This window comes from Phreatobacter oligotrophus (assembly GCF_003046185.1).
In the GTDB taxonomy this organism is placed as follows: Bacteria; Pseudomonadota; Alphaproteobacteria; order Rhizobiales; family Phreatobacteraceae; genus Phreatobacter; species Phreatobacter oligotrophus.
The window spans coordinates 301,343-314,964 of the sequence record NZ_PZZL01000001.1 but is presented as its reverse complement, the minus strand read 5'-3'; the positions used below and the strand labels follow the sequence as shown (position 1 = coordinate 314,964).

6 protein-coding genes are annotated in these 13,622 nt (G+C 69.3%); 3 read left to right on the top strand and 3 right to left on the bottom strand.

Annotation, left to right across the window (positions count from 1 at the left end; all coding sequences use genetic code 11):
* Window positions 1-125: 125 nt before the first annotated feature.
* The 3 genes from C8P69_RS01525 to C8P69_RS01515 all read right to left on the bottom strand — a co-directional run bounded on the left by C8P69_RS01525 (window position 126) and on the right by C8P69_RS01515 (window position 4,752).
* Window positions 126-2,576 (bottom strand): penicillin-binding protein 1A, encoded by a 2,451-nt coding sequence (locus C8P69_RS01525; RefSeq protein ID WP_108174093.1) that lies wholly within the window; start codon window positions 2,574-2,576, stop codon window positions 126-128.
* A gap of 240 nt (window positions 2,577-2,816) precedes the next feature.
* Entirely contained in the window at window positions 2,817-4,127 is a 1,311-nt protein-coding gene (locus C8P69_RS01520) for an N-acetylmuramoyl-L-alanine amidase (protein WP_108174092.1), read from the bottom strand.
* Window positions 4,128-4,272: 145 nt separating this feature from the next.
* Complete coding sequence (locus C8P69_RS01515) at window positions 4,273-4,752, bottom strand: hypothetical protein (protein WP_146167261.1); 480 nt, start codon at window positions 4,750-4,752, stop codon at window positions 4,273-4,275.
* A gap of 265 nt (window positions 4,753-5,017) precedes the next feature.
* Between C8P69_RS01515 and C8P69_RS01510 the strand changes: the two genes are divergently transcribed.
* The 3 genes from C8P69_RS01510 to C8P69_RS01500 all read left to right on the top strand — a co-directional run bounded on the left by C8P69_RS01510 (window position 5,018) and on the right by C8P69_RS01500 (window position 13,543).
* The gene (locus C8P69_RS01510; RefSeq protein WP_245901826.1) at window positions 5,018-5,671 is read left to right on the top strand and encodes a L,D-transpeptidase; all 654 of its coding nucleotides are present in this window, start codon (window positions 5,018-5,020) and stop codon (window positions 5,669-5,671) included.
* A gap of 500 nt (window positions 5,672-6,171) precedes the next feature.
* A complete protein-coding gene (locus tag C8P69_RS01505) occupies window positions 6,172-9,027 on the top strand; it encodes an Rne/Rng family ribonuclease (protein ID WP_108174090.1) in 2,856 nt (951 codons plus the stop codon).
* A gap of 796 nt (window positions 9,028-9,823) precedes the next feature.
* Complete coding sequence (locus C8P69_RS01500; RefSeq protein WP_108174089.1) at window positions 9,824-13,543, top strand: vitamin B12-dependent ribonucleotide reductase; 3,720 nt, start codon at window positions 9,824-9,826, stop codon at window positions 13,541-13,543.
* The last annotated feature ends 79 nt before the right edge of the window (window positions 13,544-13,622 follow it).

The following is a 13,622-nucleotide window of genomic DNA, read 5'->3' as shown; positions in this document are numbered from 1 at the left end:
GGAAGGGTGAGGGGCCAAAGTCCCTTTCCCAAAGCTCACCCGGTCCGCCCCAAAGCCTCAGCCGCATACGACAAAGGGCGGCCCGGAGGCCGCCCTTGAAGCATCGCCAGCGGAGGGCTGGGGGATCAGTACAGCCCACCCGTGCCCGTGCCGATGGCGCGGTTGCTCTCGTTCGACGGGCCGCGACGGCCATTGGCCGAGGCCGAGTCGAAGGGATTGATCAGCTGGTAGCTGTCCGGCGGGGCGGTGCCGGGCTTGAAGGCCTCGAGGATCGCGCCCGTGGACCCGGCGCCGGCGCGCAGGCCGGTGCGCGGGTCGATGCGGATCAGCTTGATGCCGGTCGGCACGCGGAAGGGAACGGCCGGCCGGTCGGCCAGCGCCACCTTCATGAAGTCGTGGAAGATCGGCACGGCGAGCGCGCCGCCGGTGGCGCTGGCGCCGAGGCTGCGCGGGTTGTCGTAGCCGACATAGACGCCCACCGCGAGATCGGGCGAGAAGCCGACGAACCAGGCGTCCTTGGCATCGTTGGTGGTGCCGGTCTTGCCGGCGATCGGCTTGCCCAGCGCCCGCAGCGAGGTGGCGGTGCCGCGCAGCACGACGCCCTCCATCATCGAGGTCATCTGGTAGGCCGTCATCGGGTCGAGAACCTGCTCGCGCCGGTCGATGAGGATCGGCTCGTCCTGGTTCTGCCAGCGCGGCGCGGTGCAGCCCTGGCACTGGCGATCGTCGTGGCGGAAGATCGTCGCGCCGGTGCGATCCTGGATGCGGTCGATCAGCGTCGGGCGGATGCGGCGGCCGCCATTGGCGAACATCGAATAGGCCGAGGTCATGCGCATGACCGTCGTCTCGCCGGCGCCCAGCGAATAGGACAGGAAGGCCGGCATGTCGTCATAGACGCCGAAGCGCTTGGCATATTCGGCGATCAGCGGCATGCCGACGTCGTTGGCGAGGCGCACGGTCATGACGTTGCGCGACCGCTCGATGCCGAAGCGCAGGGTCTGCGGGCCGTAGAACTGGCCGGAATAGTTTTCCGGACGCCAGACCTCGCCATTGCCGGTGTTGAGCTCGAAGGGCGCGTCCATGACGACGGTGGACGGCGTATAGCCGTTGTCGAGGGCGGCGGCATAGACGAAGGGCTTGAACGAGGAGCCCGGCTGGCGGCGCGCCTGGGTGGCGCGGTTGAACTGGCTCTGGTCGAAGGAGAAGCCGCCGACCATGGCGAGCACGCGGCCCGTATAGGGATCCATGGCGACGAGGCCGCCGGAGACTTCCGGGATCTGGCGCAGGCGGAACTGGCCTTCGCGGCCGCCCATCGGCTCGACATAGACGACGTCGCCGGCGTTCAGCAGGCGGTTGATCGGCCGGCGCGTCCAGCGTGCGCCCTCGGCGGTGATGAGGCCGATGTCGCGGACGGAGGAGACCTGGCCCGAGGCCTCGCGGCCGGGCTGCAGGCCGATGCGGGCCGTCTCGCCCTGGGCATCGATGACGACGGCGAGGCGCCAGCCCGTGTCGCCGAAGGCGCGGATCTCGGCGAGGCGCTGGCCCCAGTCGCCGCGCATGTCCTCGATGCGGGTCACAGGACCGCGCCAGCCGCGCTGCTCGTCGAAGCGGATGAGGCCGGCGGTGAGCGCGGCGCGGGCGGCAAGCTGGAGCTTCGGATCGAGCGTCGTGCGGATGGAGAGGCCGCCCTCGAGCAGCTTCTTGTCGCCGAAGCGGTCGGTCATCTCGCGACGGACTTCCTCGGCGAAGAAGTCGGCAGCGAAGGTCTGCTGGCGGGGCGAGCGCGGATTGACCGTCAGCGGCGTGCGGCGGGCAGCCTCGCCCTGGGCGGCGGTGATGTGACCGTCCTCGACCATGCGCGAGATGACGTAGTTGCGGCGCTCGACCGCGCGGTCGCGGTTGCGGAAGGGGTGGAGCTGCGTCGGGCTCTTCGGCAGGGCGGCGAGATAGGCCGCCTCCGGGATCGTCAGCTCGTGCACCGACTTGTCGAAATAGACGAGCGCGGCGGCGGCGATGCCATAGGCGCCGTAGCCGGGAATGACGAAGCCGAGATAGATCTCGTTGAGGTAGAGCTCGAGGATCTGGTCCTTCGAGAAGGCCGCCTCCATGCGCATGGCGATGAGCGCCTCGCGCACCTTGCGGTCGACGGTCTGCTCGCCCGAGAGCAGGAAGTTCTTGGCGACCTGCTGGGTGATGGTGGACGCGCCCTGCGGCCGGCGGTTGGAGCCGCGGTTCTGCAGGTTGGTGAGGGCCGCGCGGGCGATGCCGGTGAAGTCGATGCCGTTATGGCTGTAGAAGTTCTTGTCCTCGGCGGAGAGGAAGGCGTTGACCACCAGCTTCGGCACGGCCTGGATCGGCAGGTAGAGGCGGCGCTCGCGGGCATATTCCGCCATAAGCTGGCCGTCCGAGGCATGGACGCGGCTCATGATCGGCGGCTCATAGTTCCGCAGCGTGTTGTAGTCGGGCAGTTCCTTGGTCACCTGCGTGATGTAGACGGCCACGCCGGCGGCCCCGAGCAGGAACGCGATCGTCCCCAGCCCGAACGCCCAACCGAAAAATCGGAAAACCAGCTTCATCCGGCCCCATCGCGCCCCACCGGGGCTGCGCCTCTGGCCCTCCACGGCCGGCAGGCGCCGGGCAGAGGACATCTCATCCAAACGTTCAATCAGTCTACCACGAACCACCACGCCGGCCCACCCTCGGGGGCTGCCGTGACGGGACGTGGGCAGGCCTGCTGACAAGCCTGCACCATGACCGACGCTTGCGCGCCGAAAGTGGCGGGCTTGTGGCCCGTTCGCGACCCCGCGCCGCCCGGCCTACCGCCGTGCCGCGGGCGCCACAGGCCCGCGGTTGCGGGCGGCGAAGAACTGGTCGACCGCCTTCGACACCGAATCCGCCGTGCGCTCGCGCCAGATGGCGGAGGTCAGCATCTCGACGTCGCGGCGACTGGTGACGAAGCCGAGTTCGACCAGGACCGAGGGGATATCGTGGGCGCGGAGCACCTGGAAACCGGCCGAGCGCAGCGGCAGCGTGTGCATGCGCGTCACCTGGCGCATCTCGCCGGCGAGGGTGCGGGCGAAGTTGGCCGAGTAGATGCGCGTCTCGCGGCGGGTGAGGTCGATGAGGATGTCGGCGACCTCCGAGGGCTCTTCCGACAGGTCGAGGCCGGCAATGGCGTCGGCCTTGTTCTCGCGCTCGGCGAGACGCTCGGAGTCGGCGTCCGACGCGCGATCCGACAGCGTATAGACGGTGACGCCGCGGGCATTCTCGTTGGCGCCCCGGATCGAATCGGCGTGGACCGAGATGAAGAGCTGGGCGCGGGCGTCGCGCGCCATCCGCACCCGGTCGGCGAGCGGCACGAAGATGTCGCGGTCGCGGGTCATCAGGACCCGGTAGCGGCCACCGGCGGCGAGCTTGTCGCGCAGTACCTTGGCGAAGTCGAGGACGATCATCTTCTCCTCGTCGCCCGTCGAGGGGGCGATGGCGCCGGGATCGATGCCGCCATGGCCGGGATCGATGACGATGAGGGGCGGGCCGCCATCCTCCTCGACGCGGGGGGAGAGGCGCGGCCCCAAGGTCTCGCGATCGCCGCGGCGGGCGATGTTGCTGACGGCGCGCTCGGTCATGGCCCGGCGGAAGCCGTCGGCATCGGTGCGGACGAGGTCGAGATGCAGGCGCGGCGGCGTCCCCTCCCCGCCCTCGATGGTCAGCGCCCGCTCGATCGTGGCGGGCCCGGTGAGTTCGATGACGATGCGCGACTTGCCCGGCGCGAAGAGGCCGAAGCGGAAGGTCTTCACGAGGCCGCGGCTCTGGGCCTGGGGCGGCGCGATGTGAAAGTTCACCTCGTCGAGGTCGACGATCACCCGGTAGGGGTCGGCGAGGGCGAAGGCGCGCATCTCGACGGGGCGGGTGAGGTCGAAGGTGAGACGGGTGCGCTGGCCCTCGACGCCCACATGGGCGGCGACCACCACGGCGGGAAGAGCGGTTCGGGCGGCTTCGGCGGCGGCGGGCGTCGCACGGGCCGCGGCGCCCATCGTCAGGCTGCCGGTCGTCTGGGCGGAGGAAGGCGACGCCACGGCCAAGCCGAGCGCGGCGACGACGACAGCGATGATGCGCCCCGCTCCCATGGCTTGCGACGGATCCCCCGTGAATCGCGACCGACCGGCCGGATGGTCCTGCGATAAGCCATTAGCGGGACGCGGTTAACCCGCCGTTAAGCATATCCGGCGGGAGCGTGGCCCGCCGGACACGCCATTCCCCGCGTTCTCCGCCTCAGGTCTCCCGGGCGCGGATGCGCTCGACCAAGGCGCGATAGGCGGGAGTGCCGACGCCCACCTGGCCCCAGATCGGCCGCTTGCGCCCGGCGGGGGCGATGGCATCGTTCTCCTCGTCGGCGGCCCAGAGCGCAATGATCTGGCGGGGGAAGAGATAGCCCTCGGCATCGAAGGCATGGTCGCCGCCCTCCGCCGCGGCGATGGCGCGAAAGACCTCGGCCGCCGGCGTATCGGCGCAGTCGAGGCCGGCGACCGTCATGCGGTGGACGTCGGGGAGCGGGGCGATGCCGATGAAGCGGGTGCGGCCGGCATCGTCATAATCGATCTGAACGGTCTCGTCCGCGAAGGTGTCGGATTCCGCATGGGTCGGCCCGGCCGCGAGGCCGAGCTGGCGGGCGGCGGCGCGGATCGCCTCACGCGGCGCGCCGAGCTTCAGCGGCCCGACTCCGTCATGGGGCACGAGGGTCAGCCTGATCACGTTCACAGCGCTCCATGTTGCCGGCCGGGGCGGGCCCGGCGCTCATCTCTGTCTCGCCGCAGCGGCACCGGGTCGAGCATTCCCTGCAACGTCAATGAGTCCCCGGCGCGGCGGAAGCCGGGAAACTGTGTGAATTGAGCAACAGGCGCATGTCCTTTGTAACATTCGCTGGTCGTCTCGCAGGTTCGTGATTGCGGCTTTTTCGCGAAGCAGTCACGTCTAGAGGCCTCGCCTTCACCACGTTCATCGCAGGGCAGCCGCAGTGATGCAGAACGATCTCGACAGTGCCGCGTCCCCCGACATGGGCGGTCTCTCCCGCCGCTTCTTCGTCCTTGCCGCCCCGGCGGTGCTCACGGCGGCTTGCACGACCGCCGGTACCGGCTCGGGCTCCTACGGCCTCGTCAGCGACGGCCGGGTGACCCTTCCCGCCATGGACACCACCGGCATCGACCCGCGCTGGCTTCGCCAGACGGTCGAGTATCGCGGCAGCGAACCGGCCGGCACCGTGGTGGTGCGTCCCTCCGAGCGTCACCTCTACTTCGTGACGGGTCGCGGCACCGCCGTCCGTTACGGCGTCGGCGTCGGTCGCCAGGGCGCGCTCTGGCATGGCCGCGCCACGATCGGCCGCAAGGGTCAGTGGCCGAACTGGACGCCCACGGCGAACATGATCCGCTACGACCCCCGCAACGCCCGCTATGCCGGCGGCATGCCGGGCGGCCTCGGCAACCCGCTCGGCGCCCGTGCGCTCTATCTCTATCGCGGCAACCGGGACACGATGTACCGCCTGCACGGCACCAACGTGCCGTCGTCGATCGGCACCGCCGTCTCGTCGGGCTGCATCCGCCTGTTCAACCACGACATCATCGACCTCCACGACCGCGTCCGCATCGGCACGCCGGTGGTGGTCATCCCGGGCTGAGCCCTTTCGATACGGAGCCGAGGGGGCGGTTCGCCCTGGCGCATAGCCCCCTCCTCCTGTGACGGCTTGCCAATCGGGTCGTCACACCGCTACAAACCATACCGCAAGGTTCGCGGGCCCCGAAGGTGGCGAGTCGCGTCGACCGCCAAAGCGCGCGGTCCGGCATCACGACTTCCCCGCCCGACACGCGCCCCGTCACGGCTCCCGTTCCGGACCAGGACACCTTGCGCCGACGCCGCATTCCCTTTGCGGCGCCTCTCGTTCACGGGTGTACGGCATGCCGGCATCGACGGTTTCAATCGGGTCTGGACGATCGGATGGCGCAGCCATCGTCGCTCGCCGCCCCGCCGTCGGCCTTCCGTCCGGCCCTGCACCCTCCCCTTCCACCGCATTGACGGCCGTGCGCCGGCGCCTCGTCGGCGCCGCCCCGGCTCTTTCAGCCGAGCGGGGCCCAGTCGGGCCGGCGCGAGCGGCCGTCCCAACGTACAAGAGCTCATCCGATGGCCAACAAGATGCTCATCGATGCCGCCCACCCGGAAGAAACCCGGGTCGTGGTGGTCCGCGGTAATCGTGTCGAAGAATTCGATTTCGAAAGCCAATCCCGCAAGCAGCTACGCGGCAACATCTATCTGGCGAAGGTGACGCGGGTCGAACCCTCGCTGCAGGCCGCCTTCATCGAGTACGGCGGCAACCGCCACGGCTTCCTCGCCTTCTCGGAAATCCACCCCGACTACTACCAGATCCCGGTCGCCGACCGCGAGGCGCTGCTCGCCGAAGAGGCGCGCCAGCACCGCGACGAGGATGACGAGGAGAATGGCCGCGGCCGTCGCTCCGATCGCGGCAAGAGCGGCAATGGGCGCCGTCGCCGTCGCGGCGAGCGCCGTCCGCGCAACGAGGCCGCGGAGGCCCGTACCTCCGAGGCGGTGAGCGGCGAGGCCGAACTCGAGACCGAGACCAACGCCGAGGCCGGCGAGGCCTCCGAGACCCACGAGACCGCTGCGGCCGATGCCGCCGAGGTGGTGACCGACGCCACTCCCGTGACCGCCGAGGCGAGCGACGCTGCCGACGCGCCGGCCACGAGCGACGAGGCGTCCGAGGCCCGTGAGGCGGGTGATGACGAGCACGACGACGAGGACGACGAGGACGAGGGCGAGAACGGCACCGCCGAGGAGGACCAGGTCGAGTCCGTCGGCGCCGGCGACGCCTATGAGGACATGCCGGACCGGTCGTTCCGTCCGCGCAAGCAGTACAAGATCCAGGAGGTCATCAAGCGCCGCCAGGTCATGCTGGTGCAGGTCGTGAAGGAGGAGCGCGGCAACAAGGGCGCGGCGCTCACCACCTACCTGTCGCTCGCCGGCCGCTATTCGGTGCTGATGCCCAACACCGCCCGTGGCGGCGGCATCTCCCGCAAGATCACCAACACCGCCGACCGCAAGAAGCTCAAGGAAATCGCCAGCGAGCTGGACGTTCCGGAGGGCATGGGCGTCATCCTGCGCACGGCGGGCGCCAACCGCACCAAGACCGAGGTGCGGCGCGACTTCGAATATCTCCTGCGCATGTGGGAGACGGTGCGCGAGACGACGCTCCAGTCGCACGCGCCGACGCTGGTCTATGAAGAGGGCTCGCTGATCAAGCGCTCGATCCGCGACCTCTACAACAAGGACATCGAAGAGGTCCTGGTCGCCGGCGAAGAGGGCTACAAGGAAGCCAAGGACTTCATGCGCATGCTCATGCCGAGCCATGCGAAGAACGTCCGGCCCTATCGCGAGCCCCAGCCGATCTTCGCCCGCAGCGGCGTGGAAGCGCAGCTCGACGCCATGTTCTCGAACACGGTGCAGCTGAAGTCCGGCGGCTACATCGTCATCAACCCGACCGAGGCGCTGGTCGCCATCGACGTCAACTCGGGTCGCTCGACGCGCGAGCACAATATCGAGGACACGGCGCTGCGCACCAATCTGGAGGCCGCCGACGAGGTGGCGCGCCAGCTGCGCCTGCGTGACCTTGCGGGCCTCATCGTCGTCGACTTCATCGACATGGACGAGGGCCGCAACAACCGCGCCGTCGAGAAGCGCATGAAGGATGCGCTGAAGAACGACCGGGCGCGCATCCAGGTCGGCCGCATCTCGCATTTCGGCCTGCTCGAGATGAGCCGCCAGCGCATCCGCACCGGCGTGCTGGAGAGCTCGACCGAGACCTGCCCGACCTGCGCCGGCCTCGGCCATGTGCGCTCCGTCTCCTCCGTCGCGCTGCACCTCCTGCGCTCGGTCGAGGAGCAGCTGCTCCGGGCGGCGACCCACGATGTCATCGTGCGCACGCGCACGGCCGTGGCGCTCTACGTGCTCAACAACAAGCGCGCCCACCTGCATGAGCTGGAGACGCGCTTCCGCGTCAGCATCGATATCACTGCCGACGAGACCATCACCGGCACGCACATGTTCGCCATCGAGAAGGGCGCGCAGGTGCACACCCCGGAGACGGCCTACAAGCCGCCGGCCGCCCTGCCCGTTCCCGTGGAGCCCGAGGATCTCGTCGAGGACGAGGTCATCGAGGAGGCCGAGGAGGACGAGGGCGGCAGCCGCGAGGCCGAGGGTGGCGAGCGCTCCCGCGAGCGCGGCGAACGCAGCGAGCGTGGCGAGAGCGATGAGGCCGGCGAGCGCCGCCGCCGTCGCCGCCGTCGTCGCCGCCGCGGTCGCAACGGCGAGCGCGAGGAGGGCCTGGAGGCCGGCAACGGTTCCGACGAGGACAACGCCGAGGGCGAGGATGGCTCCGGCGAGGACTCGGGCGACGAGGCCGAGGAGGCCGAGGCCGGTGCCCGCGAGGGCGAGGCGTCCGACGAGGAAGGCGCCGAGAGCGAGCGTCGCCGCCGCCGTCGCGGTCGCCGTGGCGGTCGCCGCGGTCGTCGCGAGGACGAAGAGGGTTCGGCCGAGGCGGCGTCCGGCGAGGGCGATGCCGATGGCGCGGCCGATGCGCCCGCCGGCGAGGATCCCTTCCCCGTCGCCGAGGACAGCGATGCGGCGCCTGCGCCGCGCCATGCCGGTCGCCGTGGACGCGGCCCCCGCGCCGTGGCGATCACCGAGGATGGCGCCGAAGCCCCCGCCCCGGCTGCTGCCGAGGCGCCCGCAGCCGAGGAGGTGCCCCGTCGTCGCCGCACGCCGCCGGCCGAGCCGATCGATACGGTCGTCGCGGCTCCGCAGATCGCACCTGCACCGGTGGCGGCAGCCCCCGCCGCGCCGGAGCCGGCTCCCGAGCCGGTGAAGCGTCGCCGCACGCCGGATCCGGAACCGGTGGAGGTCGTGCAGACGACCGATGCCACCGCCCCGCGCCGCGCCGGCTGGTGGAATCGCAAGGGCGCCTGACGCACCTTCGCCATCGACGGATCAGGATCAGAACGGCCGGGGCGACCCGGCCGTTTTCCGTTTCGGGACCGATTCGATCCGTTCGCTCACCGGCGCGATTCGACCCGGAGACGGCAAAGGGGCGGAAACGCTGGGGAAGGATCGCGCCGGCGCTTCGGCGGACCCGTCCCTTGTCCCGTCACGAGGCGACGGCGTTGTCACGATTCTGCCACATGGCCCCGCGCCGGCCTGGGGACGGCGGGCCGAGTTGTCCCTTGATTTCGCGGGAATCGCCGGTCGCCCGAGACCCGCTCCAGAATCCCCTTGCCGAATCTCCTCGGGATTCCCGACACTTGGGTCGGCGCAAGAGGCCATTCCCTGGAAAATTTGGCGGCACCCACCATATTTAGGGTCTCGTTTACTCGGGCCCACTATATCTTGACGTCATCAGTGCCTGCCGCATAGGTTCGCCTTCGGTTCGGCGGTTCGTTTCAAGTCCCTGCCGGACCTTCCCCAGACGGCTTTTGAAGGTGGCCGACGCAGTTCTGCGTTGGTGCCGGAGACGTGTCTCTGCTCCCTCGGGAGAGCCCGCCACGGCGGTGCTCCCGGGTCCGTGCAGGGAGCCGCGAGGGGTCCGTTCGCGAACCGGACGGCGACACTTTCACAACGAGCCGGCGGCCCCTCCCTGTGGAGAGCGGTGACAAGCTGGCCGGGGCGACAAATGGGGCCCGGATAACACCGGGCGGGGCAGGTCCAGATCGCTGGACCCAATGTCGGCGAGGGAGCACACTCTCCGCCGCGATACGAGGATCGGACGATGCGCATCGACAGGCGTTACACGAAGGCTGGACAGTCGCCCTACGAGGGGATCGCCTTCCGCCAAGCGACGTCGGAAATCCGTAATCCCGACGGCTCGATCGTCTTCCGCCTGGAAGGCATCGAGGTGCCGGAGGCGTGGAGCCAGGTGGCGGCCGACATCCTCGCGCAAAAGTATTTCCGCAAGGCCGGCGTGCCGGCGCGCCTGAAGAAGGTCGAGGAGAGCACCATTCCCTCCTGGCTGTGGCGCTCTGTGCCCGATGAGGCGGCGCTGACGGAGCTTCCCGAGAAGGATCGCTGGGTGGGTGAGACCACCTCCCAGCAGGTCTTCGACCGTCTCGCCGGCACCTGGACCTACTGGGGCTGGAAGGGCGGCTATTTCGACCAGGAGGAGGACGCCCGCACCTTCTTCGACGAGCTGCGCTTCATGCTCGCCCGCCAGATGGTCGCGCCGAACTCGCCGCAGTGGTTCAACACCGGCCTGCACTGGGCCTATGGCATCGACGGCCCCGGCCAGGGCCACTACTACGTGGATTTCGAGACCGGCAAGCTGGTCAAGTCGCAGTCGGCCTACGAGCATCCGCAGCCGCATGCCTGCTTCATTCAGTCGGTGGCGGACGATCTCGTCAATGACGGCGGCATCATGGACCTCTGGGTCCGCGAGGCGCGCCTGTTCAAGTACGGCTCGGGCACCGGCTCGAACTTCAGCCACCTGCGCGGCGAGGGCGAGAAGCTCGCCGGCGGCGGCCGCTCCTCGGGCCTGATGAGCTTCCTGAAGATCGGCGACCGCGCCGCCGGCGCCATCAAGTCGGGCGGCACGACGCGCCGCGCCGCCAAGATGGTGGTGGTCGATGCCGACCATCCGGACATCGAGGCCTATATCGACTGGAAGGTCACCGAGGAGCAGAAGGTCGCCGCGCTGGTGACCGGCTCGAAGGTCGTCGCCAAGCACCTCAAGGCCATCATGAAGGCCTGCGTGAACTGTGAGGGCGACGGCGATGCCTGCTTCGACCCGAACCAGAACCCGGCGCTGAAGCGCGAGGTGAAGGCCGCGCGCAAGGCCATGGTGCCGGACAACTACATCAAGCGCGTCATGCAGTTCGCCCGCCAGGGCTACACCGACATCACCTTCCCGATCTACGACACGGACTGGGATTCCGAGGCCTACCTGACGGTGGCCGGCCAGAACTCCAACAACTCCGTCTCGCTGAAGGACGACTTCCTGCAGGCGGTGGAGGCCGACGGCGACTGGAAGCTGACCGCCCGCACCACCGGCAAGGTGACCAAGACCCTGAAGGCGCGCGACCTCTGGGAGAAGATCGGCCACGCCGCCTGGGCGTCCGCCGATCCGGGCCTGCACTTCAACACGACGATGAACGACTGGCACACCTGCCCGGCGGCGGGTCCCATCCGCGCGTCGAACCCGTGCTCGGAGTACATGTTCCTCGACGACACGGCGTGCAACCTGGCCTCCGCCAACCTGCTGCAGTTCTACGATCCGAAGGCCAAGCAGTTCGACATCGCCGGCTACGAGCACCTGTGCCGCCTGTGGACCGTCGTGCTCGAGATCTCCGTGCTGATGGCGCAGTTTCCCTCGCGCCAGATCGCCGAGCTCTCCTACGAGTACCGCACCCTCGGCCTCGGCTACGCCAATATCGGCGGCCTGCTGATGACCATGGGCATTCCCTATGACTCCGACGAGGGCCGGGCCCTTGCCGGCGCCCTCACCGCGGTCATGACCGGCATCTCCTACAAGACCTCGGCGGAGATGGCGGGCGAGCTCGGGCCCTTCCCCGGCTATCAGCCGAACCGCGAGCACATGCTGCGCGTCATCCGCAACCATCGCCGCGCCGCCCATGGCGAGGCGACGGGCTACGAGGCGCTGTCGGTGAACCCGGTCCCGCTCGACCATGCCAACTGCCCGGTGCCGGGCCTCGTCGCCCATGCCACCCGCGCCTGGGACGAGGCGCTCGCCCTCGGCGAAAAGAACGGCTACCGGAACGCCCAGGTCTCGGTCATCGCGCCCACCGGCACGATCGGCCTGGTCATGGACTGCGACACGACCGGCATCGAGCCCGACTTCGCCCTGGTGAAGTTCAAGAAGCTGGCCGGTGGCGGCTACTTCAAGATCATCAACCAGGCGGTGCCGGAGGCGCTGCGCACCCTCGGCTATCGCGAGAGCGACATCGCGGAGATCGAGGCCTATGCAGTGGGCCACGGCTCGCTCGCCCAGGCCCCGGCCATCAACCCGACGACGCTGCGCGCCAAGGGCTTCACCGACGAGGCGATCGCCAAGGTCGAGGCCCAGCTCAAGACAGCCTTCGACATCAAGTTCGTCTTCAACAAGTGGACGCTCGGCGAGGACTTCGTGGTGAAGACCCTCGGCATCCCCGCCGATGAGCTGAACGCGCCGGGCTTCGAGCTGCTGCCGCGGCTCGGCTTCTCGAAGAAGGACATCGAGGCGGCCAACGAGCATGTCTGCGGTGCCATGACGCTGGAGGGTGCGCCGCACCTGAAGACCGAGCATTACGCGGTCTTCGACTGCGCCAATCCCTGCGGCCGCAAGGGCAAGCGCTACCTCTCGGTGGAGAGCCACATCCGCATGATGGCGGCGGCCCAGCCGTTCATCTCGGGCGCCATCTCCAAGACGATCAACATGCCGAACGAGGCGACCGTCGAGGACTGCAAGAGCGCCTACATGCTCTCGTGGAAGCTGGCGCTGAAGGCCAACGCCCTCTACCGCGACGGCTCGAAGCTCTCGCAGCCGCTCAACGCCCAGCTGATCGAGGACGACGAGGACGAGGACGGCGTCGAGGAGCTGCTGGAGAAGCCGCAGGCCGCCCGCGCCGCGGCGCTGGCCGAGCGGATCGTCGAGAAGGTGGTCGAGCGCGTGCAGGTGGTGCGCGAGCGCGAGCGCATGCCGGACCGCCGCAAGGGCTACACCCAGAAGGCCGTCGTCGGCGGCCACAAGGTGTACCTGCGCACCGGCGAGTATGATGACGGCCGCCTCGGCGAGATCTTTATCGACATGCACAAGGAGGGCGCGGCGCTCCGCTCGCTGCTCAACAACTTCGCCATCGCCATCTCGCTGGGTCTCCAGTACGGCGTGCCGCTGGACGAGTATGTGGAGGCCTTCACCTTCACCCGCTTCGAGCCGGCCGGTCCCGTCCAGGGCAACGACACCATCAAGTATGCGACGTCGATCCTCGACTACGTCTTCCGCGAGCTGGCGGTGAGCTATCTCGCCCGCTCCGACCTCGGCCATGTCGATCCCGGCGAGAGCCGCTACGACGCGCTGGGCTCGGGCGCCTCGGAAGGCGTCGCCAAGGCGGTGCTGTCGAAGGGCCTGGTGCGCGGCAAGACCGACAAGTTCACGGTGGTCACGGGCCAGTCCGGCCTCGCAACCCCCGGCTCGCTGTCGAGCGATGGCCGCACCGGCACGGTGGTGACCATGTCGCGCGGCCCGGCGACCGTCGGCGCCACGGCGCTGAAGGAGGAGGTGGCCGCTGCCGTCTCCCCCGCCCTCACCGCGCTGTTCGACACGGCGGCGGAGGCGGCGCCGGAAGCCAAGGCCGAGCGGTCCACCGCCGACCGGCGCGCCGAAGCCAAGCTGCGCGGCTATGTCGGTGATGCCTGCCCCGAATGCTCGAACTTCACGCTGGTGCGCAACGGCACCTGCCTGAAGTGCGACACCTGCGGCTCGACGACGGGCTGCAGCTGATATAGCGGCGCCGGTGCATGCCCTCCCGCTCGGGCGGGGCATGCCGCGCAGTGTCGTCCAGGAATGACCAGAAGGCCCC